Here is a 21,013-nt window from a genome sequence, read left to right as displayed (position 1 = left end):
TGGAGCTTCTTTTTAAAAAATAGGGGGTAAGAAAATGGCAAAGTATTCAAGAGATGACATTAAAAGATTAGCAGTTGAGGAAAACGTGAAATTTATTCGTTTACAATTCACCGATATTCTGGGAACTATTAAAAACGTTGAAATTCCTATTAGTCAATTAGAAAAAGCACTTGATAACAAAATGATGTTTGACGGTTCTTCCATTGAAGGTTTCGTACGAATTGAAGAATCTGATATGTTACTATATCCAGACCTTAACACATGGGTGGTATTCCCGTGGACAGCAGAAAAAGGGAAAGTTGCCCGTTTGATTTGTGATATTTACACTCCAGAAGGAACACCATTTGAAGGCGATCCTCGTAACAACTTAAGACGAGTATTAAGAGAAATGGAAGAGTTAGGTTTCACTAACTTTAACTTAGGACCTGAGCCTGAATTCTTCTTATTTAAATTAGATGAAAAAGGTGAACCAAGTCTAGAATTGAATGACCAAGGTGGTTATTTTGACTTAGCACCAACTGATTTAGGTGAAAACTGCCGTCGTGATATCGTTCTTGAGTTAGAAGAAATGGGCTTTGAAATTGAAGCTTCTCACCATGAAGTAGCTCCAGGCCAGCACGAAATTGATTTTAAATATGCAGATGCATTAACAGCATGTGACCAAATCCAAACGTTTAAATTAGTTGTTAAAACAATTGCACGTAAACATGGCTTGCACGCAACCTTTATGCCAAAACCATTATACGGAGTAAACGGATCTGGAATGCACATGAACCTTTCGTTATTTAAAAATGGAGAAAATGCATTCTATGAGCCAGGTAGCGATTTAGACATGAGTAATACTTCACGTCAATTCATCGCTGGAATTCTAAAGCATGCTCCAGCCTTTACAGCTGTAACAAACCCAACTGTAAACTCTTATAAGCGTCTTGTTCCCGGTTACGAAGCACCTTGTTATGTGGCTTGGTCAGCTAGAAACCGTTCACCACTAATTCGTATCCCAGCTTCACGTGGATTAAGTACTCGTGTTGAGGTTCGTAGCGTTGACCCTGCAGCAAACCCATACTTAGCAATGGCTGTGCTTTTAAAAGCAGGATTAGACGGTATTAAAAATAAATTAACTCCTCCGGCACCAGTTGACAGAAACATCTATGTAATGAGCAAAGAAGAAAGAATTGAAGAAGGCATCATCGATCTTCCAGCAACACTTGATCAAGCGTTAGATCAACTAAAAGCGAACGAAGTCATTGTTTCCGGTCTTGGCGACCACATTATGGAACACTTTGTTGAAGCAAAAGAGATTGAGTGGGACATGTTCCGGACAGTCGTTCACCAATGGGAACGCGATCAATATATGAGCATGTATTAATATTTTCAAAGCCCTGGCGCTTAGCGTCAGGGCTTTTCTATGTCTTGCTCTTTTTCAAACTAATCCTCCCCAATCATTCTAATTAAAAGTTAAAGGAATAGAGTATTAGTAAAGAGTTTGTGATGTTCTTTAAAAATTCACAATTCTTACCGTTCTTTTAATCCTAAATAATATATGCTTAACTTGAAAACATTTGGGAGGTGCTCTAATTGTATAAATTGCAAATTTGTAATGCTCTAACCCAAGAAATACTACGAGTAAAGACGTATAAGAAGCCTGACCTTATTTTAAGTTTGATAGAATCAGGCACAAAAGGTCAGGAATGTTTTCTATTTGATGAACAATGTAGAACCTTTAAAGGAGTGTATGTTTCACATACCAGCTTTATTGAAGAGGGTACAATCGTTTATAAAGTATTGTTTAAGGTGAGATTATCTGAAATACAAGCGAGAATAGCAAAATAAGGCGGTTTGAGGGAGTGGCTTTCTAGCTACTCCTTTTTAATTATTCATATTGTCCGAATTCATAATAATTGTTTTCTTTGGCGATAGGAACACGAACCAAAAAAGAGCTGGCAACTAAAATGCCAACTCTCTTAAATTTAATGTATATGTCGGTAAACCCCAATGACTTTCCCTAAAATGGATACATTCCTTAATATGATCGGGTCCATTGTAGAATTTTCCGGCTGTAGGCGTATGTAATCTTTTTCTCTGAAAAATCTCTTACAGGTGGCTTCGTCTTCCTCGGTCATCGCTACAACAATATCCCCGTTATTTGCGGTTGGTTGCTGCTTAACAATCACGTAATCGCCGTCTAGTATCCCTGCTTCTATCATACTCTCACCCATGATTTCCAGCATGAAAACTTGCTCATCAGCAGGTGCAAGTCTTTCTGGAAGCGGGAAAAATTCTTCTACATTTTCTATAGCGGTAATTGGTACTCCTGCAGTTACTTTACCGACCACCGGAACATTGACTACTGCATTCCTTGGTATATGTGCAGCGATATCTGCCTCTAATATTTCAATTGCTCTTGGTTTAGTTGGATCTCGCCGAATAAGTCCTTTGCTTTCCAATCTTGCTAGATGACCGTGAACAGTAGAGCTTGATGCAAGTCCAACTGCTTCCCCAATTTCCCTTACTGAAGGGGGATATCCTTTACTCTTAACTTCACTTTTAATGAAATCTAGAATATCCTGCTGCCGCTTTGATATTTTAGCCATGAAAAAATCCACCTCGCCTGGTTAATGTTAACTTTATTATAACATGTTCGCTTTTTTTATACAAACATAAGTTCGAAAAAATAATTGACAACAAACGAATGTTCGGTTTATAATAAAAATATAAAACGAACGTACATTCCTATTCGAGGTGTTTATTATGAAAAAATTATGGAACAAATACTCCTATGCTATTACTCTTATAATATTAAGTTGTTCACTTTCATTCATATTATCGATTCAACATCATGCAAACGACCAGGTTGAGTATTTAAAAGTTACTATCGCAGAGGGAGATTCGCTTTGGGAAATCTCTGATCAATTTTCAAGTCAGCATTCATTATCAAATAAGGAATTTGTTGCTTGGATAAAAAAGCATAATGAAATAGATGAAGATAAAATTTTTCCTGGTGAAGAAATCATCATTCCAGTCAGTAAAGAAGCCTCATCAACAAAAGAACTAGCTAGTGCGCTTGAAGAATAGAAAGGGATTTTTATGAAAGCAATTATTTACTGCCGTGTCAGTACCAATAAAGAAACTCAAGAAACATCATTAAAGCGTCAGGAAGAGGAATTAATCCAATTAGCCAACACCTATCACTTTGAGATTGACCGGGTAATAAAAGAAAAGGCGAGTGGCTATGATTTCGACCGGGAAGGGATTTTTCAATTATTAGAACGTATTAGAGAAAAGCAAGTACAAGCTATCTTAATACAAGATGAAACTCGACTCGGACGAGGAAACGCAAAAATTGCCCTTTTGCATTGCATATTAAAAGAAAATATAAAACTCTATAGTATCTCCCATAGTGGAGAATTACAGCTTTCAGAATCGGATTCCATGGTTTTGAATATCGTAAGTATGGTGGAAGAGTACCAACGAAAGCTACATAATGCCAAAATTAAGCGTGGAATGAAGCGAGCGGTCCAGAAAGGGTATAAACCAGAAAAAAATTTAAAAAACCTCGGAGAAGCTTCCGGACGGGAGAAAATTGAGGTACCAATTGAAGAAATTGTCCGGTTAAGAAAAAATGGATTAATTTTTTCAGAAATAGCCGCAACCCTTAGAGGATTTGGGTTTAATATTTCTAAAGCCACGGTTCATAGGAGGTATCAGGAATATATTGAATCACAAGAAGAGTAAGCCTAATGCCTTGTCATTAGGTTTATTTTTTAGTAAAATCAGGTGTCATGTAAATAGTTGAAAGGAAGGTCCTTGAATGCTTTCAAAAGAAAAGATGGCTAGAATTAATGAACTGGCACGTAAAGCAAAGGCAACAGGATTGACTGAAATAGAAGCTAAAGAGCAATCGAGACTTAGAAGTGAATATTTAGCTACTTTCCGTTCGAATATGCTAGATACTCTTACCAACACCAAGTTTATTGATCCCGAAGGAAATGATGTAACTCCAGAAAAAATTAAAGCTAGGAAAAAAAATACACTTCATTAAAAGTTCAGGAATACATTTTTTTGTATTCCTTTATTACATATTGTGACTATTTCTGTATCAAAATAAGAAGCAAAGTGACATTTTGTTCTTATTTTATGCTATTTGTTGAATAAATAACGGTAGCAATATAAAATTGAAATGTATTTAGTAACCTTGTGATTAGGAAAGGATGTAATTTATGTTTAATACTATTGATGATTTATCTGTAACTTCAATTCGAACACTTTCGATTGATGCGATCGAGAAAGCAAACTCAGGACATCCAGGGATGCCGATGGGTGCGGCGCCAATGGCTTATACTTTATGGACGAGGTTCTTAAACCAAAATCCAAAAAATCCACATTGGTTTAACCGTGACCGCTTTGTCTTATCGGCTGGCCATGGTTCAGCATTGCTATACAGCATGCTTCATTTGTCTGGTTTCAACTTAACAATGGATGATCTAAAACAATTTCGTCAATGGGGCTCGAAAACGCCTGGTCACCCGGAATACGGTCACACTGAAGGTGTTGAAGCAACCACTGGTCCACTAGGCCAAGGGATTGCGATGGCAGTTGGTATGGCAATGGCAGAACGCCATGTAGCAAGTGTTTATAATAAAGACAAATATGAACTTGTGAATCATTTTACATACAGCATTTGTGGAGATGGAGATTTAATGGAAGGTGTATCTGCTGAGGCAGCATCCTTAGCAGGACACTTGAAACTAGGTCGATTGGTAGTCCTATATGATTCAAATGATATCTCACTTGATGGAGACTTAAATAAGTCATTTTCAGAAAGTGTCAAAGATCGCTTCCTATCCTATGGATGGCAATATGTTCGTGTCGAAGATGGCAACAATCTTGAAGAAATTGCAAAAGCTCTTGAAGAAGCGAGAAATGATTTAGACAGACCAACAATGATTGAAGTAAGAACAGTCATTGGATACGGCTCACCAAACCGTGCCGGAACTTCAGGCGTACATGGTTCACCACTTGGAGCAAATGAATTAAAGCTTACAAAAGAGGCATATAAATGGACCTTTGAAGAAGATTTCCATGTGCCGCAAGAGGTTTATGATAACTTCCAGAAGCTCATCGTTGAAAATGGTGAGAAAAAGGAAAAAGAGTGGAATGATCTATTCGCTCAATATAAAAAAGAGTACCCTGAACTTGCTACACAGTTAGAACAAGCATTAAATAATGAACTTCCTGAAGGTTGGGATAAAGATATTCCAGTTTATGCTGAAGGAAAAAGCCTGGCAAGTCGTGCTTCTTCTGGTGAAGTCTTAAATGGAATTGCTAAGAATTTACCTATTTTTATTGGTGGATCAGCGGACCTTGCCGGCTCGAATAAAACAATGATTAAAGGTACAACTGATTTTATGCCTGGTTCCTATGAAGGCCGCAATATCTGGTTTGGCGTTCGTGAATTTGGAATGGGAGCAGCTATGAACGGTATAGCTCTTCATGGCGGGGTGAAAGTATTTGGCGGAACCTTCTTTGTTTTCTCCGACTACTTGCGTCCTGCGATTCGTCTAGCCGCATTAATGGGCTTACCTGTTACGTATGTATTTACTCATGATAGTATTGCTGTCGGGGAAGACGGACCAACACACGAGCCGGTTGAACAGCTGGCAGCATTACGGGCGATGTCAGGATTATCAATTATTCGTCCTGCTGATGGCAATGAAACAGCAGCCGCTTGGAAACTTGCAGTTGAGTCAACTAACAAACCAACAGCACTAGTTTTGACTCGTCAAGATTTGCCAACATTAAAAGGTACGGATACAAATGCGTATGAGGGTGTTTCAAAAGGAGCATATGTTGTTTCCCCATCAGAAAGGGATACTCCGGATGCATTAATACTCGCAACTGGTTCAGAAGTAAGTCTTGCAGTTGAAGCTCAAAAGGCTCTAGCGGGCGAGGGTGTCCATGTTTCAGTTGTAAGTATGCCTTCATGGGATCGTTTCGAGCAGCAATCCAACGAATACAAAGAATCTGTGCTACCAAGAAATGTGAAAAAGCGTCTTGGAATTGAAGTGGGAGCATCCTTTGGCTGGCACAAATATACTGGTGACGAAGGCGATGTATTAGCAATCGATCATTTCGGAGCTTCAGCGCCTGGAGAAAAGATTATGGAAGAGTTTGGCTTCACGGTAAGCAACGTGGTAGCTCGTGTGAAAGTACTTTTGCAACAATAATTAATATTTTGGCATAAGGGAGAACGGATAAATCCGTTCTTCTTTTTTTGACTTTATTTTTTACATTTTTTTGAACAATGCCATTTTTTAAAAGGAAAATTCAATAAATCTACCGAATTTATAAAGATTAGCTTAGAATCCTGCTAATCGACAAAAATAGTGAAAGTTTTTGCCGCCGAAAGACAAAAGTTACGTTTGACTTTTTTTATAATAGTAAAAAGGGTAATCAACGAAGGAGAGAACAGTGGTGAGAAAATATCAGCTATATTTAATAGAAGATGAATTTGCGACCCATTACTTCGGAAGAGAGCGATTGTTTTTTCAGCTTTTTAAGGAACATCAAAAAGCAAACGGCGAGCTTAAATTTATTACACAAAAACAAATTTCTTATATAACCAAAAAAGTAGAGGTACTTAAAATTCATCAGCTTATTCAAAAGCAGCTTGGAAAAATTAAGGGATTTAAAGCAGAGCATGGTGCATATTCAATTGAATTAAGTGGAAAACTAAGTACGGCAAAGTTAGAAGTATTCCAAGACCTAATTACAATTGATGCCCAAGGCAGTTATGAAGCAGAGACGGCTTTTTTTGAAGTATTAAGAAAGTGTGAGTCCTCTTTTTTGGCGATAGACCTTGAACATCAACGTTACGGCTGGTTAAAGCCAATAAAGGAAAGAAAATTTATCTAATCGCAGATATTGTCTAATCGTGTATAATTTAGTACACTGTAAGATAGACAACACGAAGGAGGAAGTTGAATATGTTATATTACATTCTAGTTGGTATACTAGCATTAGCAGCTGGTGTAGCACTAGGATTTTTCATTGCTCGTAAATATATGATGAGCTATTTAAAGAAAAATCCGCCAATCAACGAACAAATGTTGAAAATGATGATGATGCAAATGGGTCAAAAACCATCACAAAAGAAAATCAACCAAATGATGGCTGCAATGAACAAGCAACAATCAAAATAAAACGGACAAGCACTCATATAATAATGGGTGCTTTTTTCGTGCTCAAATATAAATTCTAAATCTTTATCATTTTATAAAAATTTGGTAAAATAAAACCTCAGTCAGTCTGGATAATTTTTCCGTACACCATTGTTAATTAAGAAAATTTAAGAGAACGATTTTCTTTTATCTTGGGGGCGTTTGAATGAAAGTATTTTTAGAATTAGGCTGGTATTTTAAACAAGAGAAAAAAGCGTATCTTTCAGGGATATTCATCTTAATGATTGTAGCGGTATTACAGCTGGTGCCGCCAAAAATAATTGGAGTCATTGCCGACCAAATTAACGAAGGCTCGATGACCATTGGATTACTTGGACAGTGGATGGGAGTGCTCGTCGTTGTAGCTTTGGCCATGTATTTCCTTCGCTATTATTGGAGGATTATGATTTTCGGATCATCGGTAAAGCTTAGTAAATTGCTTCGAAATCGTCTCTATCAACATTTTACAAATATGTCACCAGCCTTTTACCAAAAACGTCGAATTGGAGACCTGATGGCACATGCCACTAACGATTTGCAGGCAATTCAGCAGACAGCGGGTGTTGGTGTGTTAACGTTCGTTGATTCTCTTTCAACTGGCGGGTTTGTCATCGCTGCGATGGCTTTTACAATCAGTTGGAAATTAACATTAATCTGTTTAATTCCGATGCCCTTTATGGTCATCCTTACGAGCTGGTTTGGAACGATGCTCCATCGAACTTTTTATCAAGCACAAGAAGCGTTTTCATCTTTAAATGATAAGACTCAGGAGAGTATCACTGGGATTAAAGTAATTAAAACCTTTGGTCAAGAAAAAGAAGATATTGAGGATTTTCGTAAGCAATCTGAGGACGTTGTCCAAAAAAATATTACAGTTGCAAAAATTGATTCTCTTTTCGATCCAACGATTTCGATTATTGTGGGAATCTCCTTCTTTTTATCGATTGTGTTTGGAGCGAAGTACGTACTAAATGGGGAATTAACAATTGGACAATTACTCTCGTTTACTACTTACTTAGGGTTACTTATCTGGCCAATGCTTGCCTTTGGTTGGTTATTTAACATTGTTGAGCGGGGGAGTGCTTCATATGACCGTGTTTCCTTGCTCTTTCAAGAAAAAGTAGACATCACCAATGACGAGAAAGCTTTAAATGTCGTGCCGGAAGGTGATATCGAATTCAAGCTTGCGGATTTTACTTATCCCGGAGAAACAACACCGGTTTTAAAAGATATTAATTTTATACTACATACAGGGGAAACTCTTGGGATTGTTGGGAAAACAGGTGCTGGAAAAACAACTCTCTTAAAGCTCCTTATACGTGAATTTGATCGTTATCATGGGGGAATTATGTTCGGTGGAAAGACTCTGCAAGAATATAAACTCGAAAAACTACGCGAAGCTATCGGGTATGTTCCGCAAGATCATTTCTTGTTTTCGGCCTCTGTCGGTGAAAACATTGCCTTTACTAACCCAAACGCATCTACGAAAGAAATCGAGAATGCTGCTAGGCTTGCAAATATTCATGACGACATCCTTCAATTCATGAATGGGTACCATACGATTGTTGGAGAACGGGGTGTGTCTTTATCGGGAGGGCAGAAACAAAGGATTTCGATTGCGCGGGCTTTGCTGATGAATCCAGAAGTCCTGGTCCTCGACGATTCCTTGTCTGCTGTTGATGCGAAAACGGAAGCAGCCATTCTTTCCTCCTTGAGACAGAACAGAGAAGGCAAGACCACCATCATTACCTCACATCGATTAAGCGCCATTCAACATGCAGATCTTATTCTTGTTCTTGAGGATGGAAAAATTGTTGAAAGAGGTAAGCATGAAGATTTGATGGAATCAGATGGATGGTATAAGGAAATGTATTTACGCCAGCAGCTAGAAGAGCTGGTTGAGCATGGGGGCCATTAGGATGGAAGAAAACACAAAGCTCACCGAACGTGAACAAAGAAAGATTTTATTCCGGCTTCTGTCCTATACCAGCCCACATAAAAAACTCCTTGTACTGGCCTTTATCTTCTTACTCTTAACAACCGTCGGAGATATTGTATTGCCAATTATCGTGAAAATATTCATTGATGATTATTTAACCCCTGGAAAGCTTGCGTTTCAGCCACTACTAATTCTAGGCTCCACCTATATGGCCATTCAAATAATCAAAGCGATCCTGATGTTTTTTCAATTTGTTAAATTCCAAGAGCTTGCTTTAAAAATTATCCAACAGCTTCGCATTGATGTGTTTTCTAAAGTCCAATCATTAGGCTTAAAGTACTTTGATAAAACACCTGCAGGAAGCATTGTTTCGAGGGTAACCAATGATACCGAAGCCATTAAAGATATGTTTGTTACTGTAATTGCTACGTTTATCCAAGGTGGATTTTTATTAATTGGTATTTTTATTGCGATGTTTATTCTGAATATCAAACTAGGATTATTATGTATCGTCATTCTGCCGTTATTAATGTTTGTCATGAACCTTTATAGAAAATTAAGTTCACGATTTTACCTCGATATGCGTGAACGACTAAGCCAGTTGAATGCCAAGCTCAGTGAATCATTATCAGGTATGGGAATTGTTCAAGTGTTTCGTCAGGAAAAACGGCTCCGGGCTGAATTTGGAGCTATTAATGACCAACACTACCAGGCAGGAATGAAAAATATCAAAATTGATGGTCTATTGTTAAGACCTGCGATTGATCTAATCTATATTTTAGGTTTAATCATTGTATTAAGTTATTTTGGGATTACTTCTTTTAAAAATGTCGTGGAAATCGGTTTGGTTTATGCCTTCATTAATTATTTGGATCGCTTTTTCGAACCGGTCAATCAGATGATGATGAGGCTTTCCTTGTACCAACAAGCGATTGTGGCAGGTTCGCGTGTCTTCAAACTGTTGGATGAGGATGAATTAGCACCGCTGCAAGAGGAAGAGAGGACCATTTCAATTCAAGAAGGAAAGATTGAATTTAAGAATTTAAGTTTTTCCTATAATGGTAAACAGGATGTGCTAAAATCGATTACCTTCACCGCCAATCCAGGTGAAACCGTTGCACTCGTTGGCCACACTGGCAGCGGAAAGAGCTCGATTATTAATTTGTTGATGAGGTTCTATGAATATAAACGAGGGGACATTTTTATAGATGGTCAATCGATTCGTGATTTTACAAAAGCAGAACTTAGGGAGAAAATGGGCCTAGTTTTACAGGATCCCTTTTTATTCTACGGGACGATTAAAGAGAATATCCGCCTTCACAAAGAAAACATGACGGATGAACAAGTGGAAGAGGCAGCAAGGTTTGTCCAGGCCCATACATTCATCGAAAAACTAGACGACGGATTTAACCACAAGGTAGTCGAGCGGGGTACCACATTTTCAAGTGGTCAAAGGCAGTTAATTGCGTTTGCGCGAACGATTGCGGCAAATCCCAAAATATTGGTTCTTGATGAAGCAACTGCCAATATTGATACAGAAACAGAAGAAGCGATTCAAACATCCTTATCGAAAATGCGAAAAGGACGAACAACGATCGCAATTGCCCATCGCCTCTCTACCATTCAGGATGCGGATTTAATTTTAGTATTACATCAAGGTGAAATCGTTGAACGAGGAAACCATCAGGAGCTGCTTGCACTAGGTGGTTTGTATCATAAAATGTTTCTTTTACAAAACGGATCAGTGGAACGTCTTAAGGATGTTGTGAAATAATATCAGAAGGCATAAAGTGAAAGCGAAAGACACTAGCCTTTGGATGCTAAAAAAGCTTGGCGTATTTGCCAGGCTTTTACTAGTTCTTAATTTTTATTTCTACTTTAAAATTTTTCTGTTAACAGGCTGAAGATGGAATATTTTTTATATAGACTCTGTGATATTCATTTAAAAGATGATCGAGTTCCTGGCTGTAACGAATAGCAACGGAGGATGTCAAGCCGTTAGTAATGGCGACTTGAATTAATTCAGCACGTTTTTTTTCAATTAATGTCACTAAATCATTTTTTGTCACGGCTGATGTCCTTTCCGGATAACTCCTAAATTATGGTATGAATAGAATACTAATATATCAAATTTGGACTGATTTTACTAGTATAACCTATGATGTAAATTTTTTCAAAGACATTTGTAAATAAATATCCAATATACATTAATAATGGGATTTTTTTAGGGAATCAAAAAAGCAGGCGGCGACACAAAATATTCAAGTTAACCATTATCTTTTATATCAAACATTTGTTAGAATATAAACGTATCGACTATAGTGGGAGTGTTAATATGTCAGATGTAAATATATTTTTAGCATTAGGAGCAGGATTTTTAAGTTTTATATCACCTTGTTGTTTACCGCTTTATCCTGCATTTCTCTCGTACATTACTGGTATGTCAGTAGGGGAACTGAAAAGCGAAAATGCCATGCTTCAAAAGCGGAGTCTACTCCACACATTATTTTTCCTATTAGGCTTTTCGATTATTTTTATCGCCATTGGTTTTGGGACTTCGTTCCTAGGAAGTTTCTTCTTACAGTATAAGGACCTTATTCGTCAACTAGGCGGAATTTTTATTGTTTTCTTTGGATTAGTTATCGTTGGAATTTTAAATCCGCAATTTATGATGAAAGATCGCCGCATTGAATTTAAAAATCGCCCTTCAGGCTATTTTGGCTCGGTATTAATTGGGATGGCTTTTGCAGCGGGCTGGACGCCTTGTACTGGTCCAATCTTATCCTTCGTTATCTCTTTGGCAGCTACAAACCCAGGTTCAGGCATGTTGTACATGATTGCTTATTCACTAGGTTTTGCGATACCATTCTTCATCCTCTCATTCTTCCTTGGCCGCATGAATTGGATCAAGAAGAACAGTGCAAAAATTGTTAAAGTTGGCGGCTACATAATGATTGTGATGGGGATTGTCCTCTTTTTTGACTGGATGACAAAAATTATTATATTCTTTTCAGAAATGTTTGGAGGATTTACAGGGTTTTAATGTATCTTAATAAGATAGAAAAAGTAATTATATTAAAATATAAATTTCAATGATTGGAAAATTCCTAAAAGGATTTTTTCCTTTTTACTAGCAATTGCCAGTATCGTTAAAAATGGGAAGCGTTTATCAAGGGTTTAACTTTTTCAAATGTATTCTTTTGAGATATAATGGGTTAGAAAATATATTAGATAAGGAATGAATCTAATGAACTTGGTAGTTGCTTCTTCAATTGGAGCTGTTTTTATGGGCACCCTCGCCTTGGTTGTCCGTATGAAAGCTGCAAAGAAACCCACGAATGCACTGAAGATAATCCTCCCGCCACTTTTCATGTCAAGTGGGGCATTCATGTATATTGAACCGCAATTTAGATTAAGTGGAGCAGAAATGATCGAGGCAGCAATAGTAGGAATGCTTTTTTCAATCTTACTAATCAAAACCTCAAAGTTTGAGATCCGCGATAATGATATTTATCTAAAGCGTTCCAAAGCATTTATTTTTATCTTAATTGGGTTATTAGTTGTTCGACTCGTTATGAAATCTGTTCTAAGTGCAACCATTGATTTTGGGGAACTAAGCGGTATGTTCTTCTTCCTGGCCTATTGTATGATTGTGCCATGGCGTGTTGCGATGTATCTGGACTACAAAAAGCTGTTTAAACAGTTACATGGCGGTAAACAGATATAGATTTGTGTTGGGTACTGGTCCATTCTTGGATCAGTTTTTTTATTTATAAAATGGTAATTTGAGATTCCATATTGGATTATCGGAGAGTTCTTATGCTAAAAGGAAAATCGGTTCATTGCCCGTGGGGTGAAATAGCGGGTGCTCAGGGTAAATGAAAGGGCGGTCCATTTACCGTGGAGTGAAAAAAAGAGTGCTGAGGGTAAATGAAAGGGCGGTGTATTTACGATGGAGTGAAAAAAAGAGTGCTGTGGGTAAATGAGAGGAAGGTGCATTTACCGAAAAGTGAAAAAAGAAGTGTTCAAGGTAAATGCACAGCCCAAATAAAAAACCATCTATTAGCTAGACGGTTAAAATAGATGCTCAAAAGGAGCAACATCGATTCGATTTTCAAACAGCTTTTTACGTAGAAACTTATGATCTCTTTTTGGTGTTGCTTGGATATAGCCACGAATGACGAGATCTTGAGTAATTTGAGATGCCTTTTCATGAAGGGCTATTTCGCCAATTTTACCGGCAATTTTATGTCTGGCAACATCACGGAAAAGCTCAGGAACAGGACTGACTAAATCCTCTAGAAGTACTTTCTCCTCTGGCCCCCATAAATGACGTGATTCATTTACATAATGTTCTTCCCAATCCATAACGGACTTGCCGTCTTCTTTCGGCATCTTTTTCAAAAACTTCCGGAACATAAAAAATCCACCGATCGCAAATGATCCGACAAGGAAAAATACCCAAAACAGGATAAACCATAAAAACCAACCATGAAGCATTCTATTCACCTACAAAAAACTATATTTTCTTCTTATTATAGTCTGTTTTTATGAACAAAGACAAGTATTGGACACAATTGATCAAATTTATACCAAGAACTTTAGCAAAAATCGAATCATCGAATTACATATATTAATGATGAAAAGCTTGTCGAAAAATTGACAAATACGCCAAAACTATTGATTACCACCATATTAAATAGTAATATGATAACAAATGATAGAGAAGTAAAAAGACTGTGTTACCATAGTCCATACATCTTGATAAAATTACATCCATGGGGCTGAATGGGGTACTGGTGTCCTCCACAGTCTTCAAAACTGCTTGAGACCTGCGTGCCAGGTCTGGTGGGTTCGATTCCCACGCAGTCCCGCCAAAATACGTTTAAGTAAACGCTCAATCACTTATTTAATTAGTGAGTCTAGTGGGCCTTTTTTTACGTACAAAAAATAAATTGTTAGAGCTTAAAATTCTCAATTATTCAATTAAAATTATTTATTAAATGAAGGAGCAAGAAAGATGAAGTTTCCTAAAAGCATTATATTAGATTCTGTTGCTGAACGAAAAAACGACCTAAATTACGGACTTGAATTTGTCCAGGAACTTGGAAACGACGATGCAGGTTTTTCCGAGATGGTAGTAATTATTTTCAAATATAAAGAAAAATATTATAGTGTTGATATCCAACATGTAAATGGAGAAAATAATTACGATCATTGGGACGATGAAGTTGATTGTCCGGAGGTAGTAAAAAAACAGGCGATTCAATATTACTGGGAAGAAGTCAAAGCTTAATTACTATTTTGTTTAATACTAAAAGTTACAAGTGTAATATCAAAAAAGTCTTTTAGGATATACCAATATACACCTATACTTTCCATTGCAGTATGGGTTACTCCATGTTTTTCAAGCTATTTTAATAAATGATAGAGATCCTTTGTAAGAGTAGGGAATGTAAAAGTAATAGATCATCATCTATAATTCCCGTAATTACACAAGTTACAATTGTTTCTGAATGCACGCCTAAACATTACTGAATAATCATTGATATATAAATAAGTGGAATTATTAACTGTAATCAGTAAGAAAACACTTATCCGAGCGAAAAAAGAAACAGGAACTAAAACAGATATCCACACAAGGTATCTGTTTTTTATTTGTAGCTTTTTATTGAAAAGGTAGGGGGTACCTTTTTTAAGGAAGTCAGCGGGAATATAGTACACACGTTGATATAAAAGGACTTATTTGGCTGAATTGGGTACTGGTATCCTCCACAGTTTTCAAAACTGCTTGAGACCTGCGTGCCAGGTCTGGTGGGTTCGATTCCCACGCAGTCCCGCCAAGATAACTCAATCATATCAAGGGTTTAAGCTGTTTTTTGTAGGTGTTTTGTCAACAGTTTAAACTGTGATTTACGAGTGAAAAGTCAACAGTGTTTTTTCTAAAAATTTCATAGTACTAGTGCAACTGATTGAAGGTGTACTAGTGTGTCAAATCCACCAAATTCTGAATGAAAGGTGGATTTTTTTATGTAACAATAAGGAAAACCCAACGAAAAGGTTCAGAAGTACACAGAATATTAAACGGTTCAAACAAACTGAGCAAAGATGACTCTGTTCGAAATGTTTGAGCGATTTATGGCCTTCAAACAAAACTGAGGGTTTGGAAAATTCTACAATCCAAGGCTATTATGAGAATGGTGGTGATCCATTCTCCTTGCAAAAGATTTTAGGGCATTGTGATATGTCAATGGTTCGAAAATATATTCAGATGACAGATTCTGACGTTAAAAGGCAACATAATTCATTTTCCCCACTTAAAAGTATATTTGGAAGATGATGAAATATACACACAGTCCTTTTAAATCAACTTAAGGATATATTTCAGAATCGGATGTATTTCTTAGGAGATAAAGTATCTGAGATTAATGATAAGTATTTTACGCATTATGGATCATATGGAATATAAGGATGGAGATCGAGTAGTTTTCCTCTAAAGCTGATTTATCTGATGAAGGAATACATATACTTAAACTAGAAAAAGTGGATGGTGAAAATCACGAAGAATTGGATGGTGGAAATTTATTAAGAAACTACTATTATTAATATAATCCTAAAATGCGTACTAAGTTTATATCCTTAATATGATAGATTTTAATGTTATAAGGGGATGTGTTATATGAGGATATTAACCATCTTAGTATTTATCGTAATAGCAATTTCAATAATTGCTACATTAGTTGTAGCTTGAAAAGGTGACGAGAACTATAGTAGTTCTGCAAAAAGAAATACTACCAATTTAATCTTAATTTATGCCATCTTTATTCCTATAGTTTTGATTGCTCTGGGAGTATTTATTGTGTTTTTTACCTAGTAATCTAACAAAAGACCTATCGTTGAGCGATAGGTCTTTTTAGAAACTTGTGCACCTGACTAAAAGTTTAAAAAGAGAAAAATAATAATTAGACTAAATTAAATCATAAGGACTGAAATTTATGGAATGGAAACCTAATCGCCAAGCCAAAAAAGCTATATATAAACAACTCGCTGAATATATCGAAAATGGAATTGCGGCTGGTACTTTTCCTCCTGATAAACCATTGCCTTCTGAAAGAACTTTAGCTAAGGACCTTAACGTTAATAGAAGTACAGTAATTGCTGCATATGATGAATTGGAGTCTAATGGGCTAATTCAAAGAAATAGAGGTAGCGGGACGACTATTAGTAAAGATATTTGGGGAATTACTAGGAAACGGATCCCATCCTGGAACAGATATATTGAAGCAGGATCGTTTTTACCTAATTTACCTGTAACGCAGAGGATTAGAAGAGAAGCGGTAGAACATAAGATAATCAATCTAGCTAGCGGAGAATTGTCAGAGGATCTTTTTCCGTTGCATTACTTAAGAGAGATTACTTCTTCTCGATCGTTTATTGGAAGCTTGGGTTATGATCATCCGCAGGGAAACGCAATATTACGAGAAACGATTGCAATGCATGTTAAGCAATATCGAAAAATTGAAACGAATCCTTCATCCATCTTAATTACATCTGGCGCACAACAAGCATTACACTTGGTGGTTCAATGCCTATTGAAACAAGGTGATGCAGTGGCATTGGAAGATCCCTCTTACAACTATAATCTTCCCATATTTAAATCAGCAGGACTGAGACCTTTTTACATCCCTGTAAACGAGAATGGTATAAACCCGGATGACTTACTTTCCTTGCATAAAAAGCATCGAATACGAATGATATTCTTGAATCCTTCTTTTCAAAATCCAACGGGTGCCTTACTTAGTGAAAAGAAACGGAAAGCGATACTTGAAATATCATCAGAAAACGGTATCCCTGTCGTTGAAGATGACCCCTATAGTTTAACATCCTTTACAGGGGAGAAGGTCTCTACTTTAAAATCAATGGATGTCAATGGAAATGTTTTATATATAAGCTCTTTATCAAAGATCGTTGCTTCAGGGTTAAGGATTGGTTGGATAATAGGCCCAACCTCTGTTATTGAAAGACTCTCAGATGCGAAACAGCAAATCGATTTTGGTCATGCAAGTTTTACACAGTGGATTGCCAATGATTTTTTAGAATCCGAAAATTTTCATTCTCATATTGCAAATTTAAACAAACAATTAGAAAAAAGAAGAAATCAAATTATTAGCAGTCTTAATTTTTATTTAAAGGATGAAGTTGATTATTTCACCCCTATGGGAGGCATTCATATTTGGTGCAGGATAAAAAAAGAGATGAATGATACGCAATTATTGGAGGAATCCATCAAAAAGGGAGTCATTTATGTCCCAGGATATACCATGGGTTCTCAAAAAGGTTTTGTTCGTTTTACATTTGCTAGGGAAAATGAAGAATTAATTGATGAAGGAATTAAGAGGTTTACGGAAGCACTTGCGTCTACTAATAGTTGAAGTTTGAAGGGATCATGTTATGAACGTGATCCTTTTTTTATAAACAACAAATGGAGGGTGAAAAAAGCAGTTCATTGGATGGTCATAAAAATTTAAAATCCGATAATATGGAGAAGTGGATTCTTATATGTCTACTTTTGTAAATGTTTTATGAAGTTTTTTATGTAAATGAGTGAATTGATTCACAATTATCATGATTGAAGGAAAGGTTGTGTTTCATATGAATCAGATATTGAAACGTAAGGCGTTAGATAGTATTAAGCCTTACACACCAGGTAAACCTTTATGGGAGTTACAAGATGAATTAGGCTTGCAAGAAGTAATTAAATTAGCAGCTAATGAAAATCCTCTTGGAGCTTCACCGAAAGCAATTGAAGCCATCTTTAACATACTTAATGAATTAAATCGTTATCCTGATGCACATGCCGTTGAGTTAAAAAAGATAATTGCTTCCCGCCTTGATTTAAAAACGGAACAATTAATCATTACAAACGGAGCAGATGAATTAATTACATTAATTTCAGAAACCTTTCTTGAACCGAGTGATGAGATTATTGTCCCTTTTCCTTCATTTAGTGAATATGATTTTGGTGCACATTTAATGGGTGCAAAGGTCGTTCCAGTACCGCTTGATCATGAATATCAATTTAATATTGAAACCATTTTAGCAGCAGTGACAGAACATACAAAATTAATTTATATCTGCTCTCCTAACAACCCAACTGGTACTTACATGCCAAAGTCGATGCTAGAAAAGCTGCTTCATTTACTGCCTAAAAATATTTTAGTTGTTTTTGATAGTGCATATAGTCATTTTGCTACAAATGAAGATTATACAAATGGATTGGAATTTGTACGTTCAGATGATCCCATTATAGTATTACAAACATTTTCTAAAATCTATGGTCTTGCCGGTTTAAGGGTAGGTTTTGGCGTAGCACCTAAATCCATTATCCAAAGTATTTTACATGTTAAGGAACCATTCAATGTTAATAGCCTTGCCCAGGCGGCCGCAGTGGCTGCATTAAGAGACCATGAACATGTAAAAAGATCAAGACAATTAAATACAGAAGGTCGTGTACAACTGTACAAGGTACTATCTGTGCTTGGGTTAGAGTATACAGAGAGTATGGGGAATTTTATTCTAGTTAAATTTGGGGTTCATGCCAATGATGTCTACCAACAGCTTCTAACTCATGGAGTGATTGTCCGTTATGGTGATATATGGGGCTTGCCGGAACATATCCGAATTTCTATTGGTACACAGGAAGAATTTACTATATTAATAGAAGCCATTAGTTCCATTCTCTTAAAATTAAGGTCAGTTAACTTTAAAGGAGATGTGAAATGAACGAACTCGCTAAGAAGCTTAACGATGACTTATTAAAATATAATCCTACTATCTATCAATTATTATCTAATTTGGGAAAAAAACTATATTATCCAAAAGGAATCTTAAGCCAAAGTGCTGAGGCAAGTAAAAAGGCTACACGTTTTAATGCAACGATAGGAATTGCAACTGAAAATGATGTGCCTATGCATTTTGACCATATTCAAGAAACTTTACAGGGGTATTCACCTGATGATGTATACCCCTATGCCCCACCACCCGGAAAATTTGATTTACGTTTGGAATGGAAACGGAAATTATTAAGAGATAATCCTTCCTTAAAGGAAAAACATATGGGTCTTCCAATTACAACCAATGCTTTAACCCACGGATTGAGCATAACAGCTGATCTTTTTGTTGATGAAAATGATGTGATTATCCTTCCAGATAAATATTGGGGGAACTATCAGTCCATTTTTCATATCCGAAGAGGGGGCGAGCTTAAGTCATTTCCCCTATTTGATAAGTTAAATAAATTTAATATCCTGGCATTAAGGGAAAGATTAATGGAACATCAGGATACAGGGAAAGCCATTGTCTTGCTTAACTTCCCTAACAATCCGACTGGATATACTCCAGGCGAAGAAGAAGTCCAAGGGATTATTTCCGTATTAAAAGAAGCAGCGGCGGCAGGTATCAATGTAGCAGTAATCCTCGATGATGCCTATTTTGGGCTATTTTATGAGAATTCGGTTAAAGAATCGTTGTTTGGTAGGCTAGCGGGGCTTCATCCGAATTTATTACCGATTAAAATTGACGGGGCAACGAAAGAGAATTATGTGTGGGGTTTAAGAGTGGGATTCCTTACTTTTGCTTCTGAAAGCCCGGAAATATTAGATGTGTTAGAGCAAAAAACAAAAGGTTTAATCAGAGGAACCATTTCTAGTAGTTCCCATCTGTCTCAGACCATTATTTTACATTCACTGCAATCCACTCGTTTTGAAATCGAGAAACATGAAAAGCATGAAGTAATGAAACGAAGAGCCCTAAAGGTAAAAGAGATTGTTCGAAATAAAAAGTATCAGACTGTTTGGAGTTTCTATCCATTTAATTCAGGCTATTTTATGTGTTTAAAGCTTAGAGATGTAGATGCAGAGGAGTTAAGACTTTATTTGCTAAATCAATATGGGGTAGGCACAATAGCCATAAACTCGACAGACCTAAGAATCGCCTTTTCTTGTGTAGAAGAAGAAGATTTAGAAGAACTCTTTGAATTAATTTATATAGGTATAAAAGATTTATTAACAAAGGAAGTTGAAAACAATGGCTAATGCAACCGAAACATTGGAAGGGTGGTACTGCCTAAACGATTTTCGCAAGATTGATTGGAAGGGCTGGAAATCCTTAAAGGATGACAAACGTCAAGAGGTGCTTAACGAGTTAATTGAGTTGTGGAATCGATGGAATGGTATTCAAGAACAAGGGAAAGGCAGTCAGGCTTTTTATCAAATATTGGGACATAAAGCTGATATTATGTTTATGTTTCTACGTCCGACCCTTGATGAACTAACTCAAATAGAACTAGAATTTAATAAAACTAAATTTGCTGAGTATACGGTCCAAACGACATCATATGTTTCAGTAGTCGAATTGAGCAATTATCTTCCAAAAGGGGAAGATCCATATGCTAAACCAGAAATAAGAGAACGCCTGTATCCGAAAATTCCTAGCATGAAATATATTTGTTTCTACCCGATGAATAAGCTGCGTAGCGGAAGTGATAATTGGTATAAGTTATCAACAGGAGAACGCAAGAAAATGATGCGAAGCCATAGTTTAATTGGCCGAAAATATGCCGGTAAGGTAAAGCAAATTATTTTAGGATCAGTGGGATTTGACGACTATGAATGGGGCGTAGCATTATTTGCGGAGGACCCAATCCAATTTAAAAAACTAATTTACGAAATGCGATTCGATGAAGTAAGCGCCCGATTTGGCGAGTTTGGTTCTTTTTATGTAGGAAAATACCTGTCTGAAGAACTCGTTAATCATCTACTCCAACTATGAATTTACAAAATATAAGATGAGAAAG

General features: G+C 36.6%; 21 protein-coding genes and 1 tRNA gene. 19 read left to right on the top strand and 3 right to left on the bottom strand.

Going from position 1 to position 21,013, the window contains the following annotated elements; genetic code table 11:
• The first annotated feature begins 34 nt into the window (after positions 1-34).
• Together glnA and RCG22_RS06525 are read left to right on the top strand one after the other, a co-directional pair.
• On the top strand, positions 35-1,369 hold the full coding sequence (gene glnA / locus RCG22_RS06530) for a type I glutamate--ammonia ligase (RefSeq protein WP_308106244.1): 1,335 nt from the start codon (positions 35-37) through the stop codon (positions 1,367-1,369).
• 209 nt (positions 1,370-1,578) lie between these two features.
• On the top strand, positions 1,579-1,833 hold the full coding sequence (locus RCG22_RS06525) for a hypothetical protein (protein WP_098261292.1): 255 nt from the start codon (positions 1,579-1,581) through the stop codon (positions 1,831-1,833).
• Between the two features lie 137 nt (positions 1,834-1,970).
• Here the strand turns inward: RCG22_RS06525 and lexA are convergent, their stop codons facing one another.
• Positions 1,971-2,594, bottom strand: a complete 624-nt coding sequence (gene lexA / locus RCG22_RS06520; protein ID WP_308106243.1) for a transcriptional repressor LexA — start codon at positions 2,592-2,594, stop codon at positions 1,971-1,973.
• 157 nt (positions 2,595-2,751) lie between these two features.
• Between lexA and yneA the strand changes: the two genes are divergently transcribed.
• The 8 genes from yneA to RCG22_RS06480 all read left to right on the top strand — a co-directional run bounded on the left by yneA (position 2,752) and on the right by RCG22_RS06480 (position 10,933).
• Positions 2,752-3,075 carry a cell division suppressor protein YneA gene (yneA, locus tag RCG22_RS06515; protein ID WP_207629906.1) on the top strand — a complete coding sequence of 108 codons (324 nt, stop codon included), beginning with the start codon at positions 2,752-2,754 and terminating at the stop codon, positions 3,073-3,075.
• A 12-nt stretch (positions 3,076-3,087) separates the two neighbouring features.
• Positions 3,088-3,735: a YneB family resolvase-like protein gene (locus tag RCG22_RS06510; RefSeq protein WP_308106242.1), complete on the top strand. Its 648-nt coding sequence runs from the start codon at positions 3,088-3,090 to the stop codon at positions 3,733-3,735.
• A gap of 76 nt (positions 3,736-3,811) precedes the next feature.
• The gene (locus RCG22_RS06505) at positions 3,812-4,042 is read left to right on the top strand and encodes a DUF896 domain-containing protein (RefSeq protein ID WP_066252915.1); all 231 of its coding nucleotides are present in this window, start codon (positions 3,812-3,814) and stop codon (positions 4,040-4,042) included.
• A 178-nt stretch (positions 4,043-4,220) separates the two neighbouring features.
• On the top strand, positions 4,221-6,227 hold the full coding sequence (tkt, locus tag RCG22_RS06500) for a transketolase (RefSeq protein WP_098261295.1): 2,007 nt from the start codon (positions 4,221-4,223) through the stop codon (positions 6,225-6,227).
• Positions 6,228-6,474: 247 nt separating this feature from the next.
• A complete protein-coding gene (gene sirA / locus RCG22_RS06495; protein WP_308106241.1) occupies positions 6,475-6,915 on the top strand; it encodes a sporulation inhibitor of replication protein SirA in 441 nt (146 codons plus the stop codon).
• 71 nt (positions 6,916-6,986) lie between these two features.
• Positions 6,987-7,202, top strand: coding sequence for a YneF family protein (locus tag RCG22_RS06490; protein ID WP_066252919.1), 216 nt, complete (start codon positions 6,987-6,989; stop codon positions 7,200-7,202).
• Between the two features lie 184 nt (positions 7,203-7,386).
• Positions 7,387-9,138 (top strand): ABC transporter transmembrane domain-containing protein, encoded by a 1,752-nt coding sequence (locus RCG22_RS06485; protein ID WP_308106240.1) that lies wholly within the window; start codon positions 7,387-7,389, stop codon positions 9,136-9,138.
• A 1-nt stretch (position 9,139) separates the two neighbouring features.
• Positions 9,140-10,933, top strand: coding sequence for an ABC transporter ATP-binding protein (locus tag RCG22_RS06480; protein ID WP_308106239.1), 1,794 nt, complete (start codon positions 9,140-9,142; stop codon positions 10,931-10,933).
• Between the two features lie 118 nt (positions 10,934-11,051).
• Here RCG22_RS06480 and RCG22_RS06475 read toward each other — a convergent pair whose 3' ends face one another.
• Entirely contained in the window at positions 11,052-11,228 is a 177-nt protein-coding gene (locus RCG22_RS06475) for an aspartyl-phosphate phosphatase Spo0E family protein (protein ID WP_098261299.1), read from the bottom strand.
• Positions 11,229-11,494: 266 nt separating this feature from the next.
• Here RCG22_RS06475 and RCG22_RS06470 point away from each other — a divergent pair, with 266 nt between their 5' ends.
• Complete coding sequence (locus RCG22_RS06470) at positions 11,495-12,202, top strand: cytochrome c biogenesis CcdA family protein (protein ID WP_308106238.1); 708 nt, start codon at positions 11,495-11,497, stop codon at positions 12,200-12,202.
• Between the two features lie 204 nt (positions 12,203-12,406).
• Complete coding sequence (locus tag RCG22_RS06465) at positions 12,407-12,886, top strand: CcdC family protein (protein ID WP_308106237.1); 480 nt, start codon at positions 12,407-12,409, stop codon at positions 12,884-12,886.
• Between the two features lie 347 nt (positions 12,887-13,233).
• Here RCG22_RS06465 and RCG22_RS06460 read toward each other — a convergent pair whose 3' ends face one another.
• Entirely contained in the window at positions 13,234-13,659 is a 426-nt protein-coding gene (locus tag RCG22_RS06460) for a DUF2621 domain-containing protein (protein ID WP_308106236.1), read from the bottom strand.
• A gap of 280 nt (positions 13,660-13,939) precedes the next feature.
• Between RCG22_RS06460 and RCG22_RS06455 the strand changes: the two genes are divergently transcribed.
• The 7 genes from RCG22_RS06455 (at position 13,940) to hemQ (ending at position 20,988) form a co-directional block, all read left to right on the top strand.
• Positions 13,940-14,036 (top strand) — tRNA-Sec (locus RCG22_RS06455).
• Between the two features lie 143 nt (positions 14,037-14,179).
• Complete coding sequence (locus RCG22_RS06450; protein WP_098261303.1) at positions 14,180-14,455, top strand: hypothetical protein; 276 nt, start codon at positions 14,180-14,182, stop codon at positions 14,453-14,455.
• An 831-nt stretch (positions 14,456-15,286) separates the two neighbouring features.
• Complete coding sequence (locus RCG22_RS06445) at positions 15,287-15,499, top strand: hypothetical protein (RefSeq protein ID WP_308106235.1); 213 nt, start codon at positions 15,287-15,289, stop codon at positions 15,497-15,499.
• Between the two features lie 655 nt (positions 15,500-16,154).
• Positions 16,155-17,591, top strand: coding sequence for a MocR-like pyridoxine biosynthesis transcription factor PdxR (pdxR, locus tag RCG22_RS06440; RefSeq protein ID WP_308106234.1), 1,437 nt, complete (start codon positions 16,155-16,157; stop codon positions 17,589-17,591).
• 220 nt (positions 17,592-17,811) lie between these two features.
• Positions 17,812-18,942 (top strand): histidinol-phosphate transaminase, encoded by a 1,131-nt coding sequence (hisC, locus tag RCG22_RS06435; RefSeq protein WP_308106233.1) that lies wholly within the window; start codon positions 17,812-17,814, stop codon positions 18,940-18,942.
• Positions 18,939-20,252: an aminotransferase class I/II-fold pyridoxal phosphate-dependent enzyme gene (locus tag RCG22_RS06430; protein ID WP_308106232.1), complete on the top strand. Its 1,314-nt coding sequence runs from the start codon at positions 18,939-18,941 to the stop codon at positions 20,250-20,252. The genes hisC and RCG22_RS06430 overlap by 4 nt, the downstream gene beginning before the upstream one ends.
• Complete coding sequence (hemQ, locus tag RCG22_RS06425) at positions 20,245-20,988, top strand: hydrogen peroxide-dependent heme synthase (RefSeq protein WP_308106231.1); 744 nt, start codon at positions 20,245-20,247, stop codon at positions 20,986-20,988. The genes RCG22_RS06430 and hemQ overlap by 8 nt, the downstream gene beginning before the upstream one ends.
• Positions 20,989-21,013: the final 25 nt, after the last annotated feature.

The sequence above is a fragment of the Neobacillus nitrireducens genome, assembly GCF_030915405.1.
In the GTDB taxonomy this organism is placed as follows: domain Bacteria; phylum Bacillota; class Bacilli; order Bacillales; family Cytobacillaceae; genus Neobacillus.
Note: the sequence above shows the minus strand (reverse complement) of the source record. Positions and strands in the feature narration are given on the sequence as shown.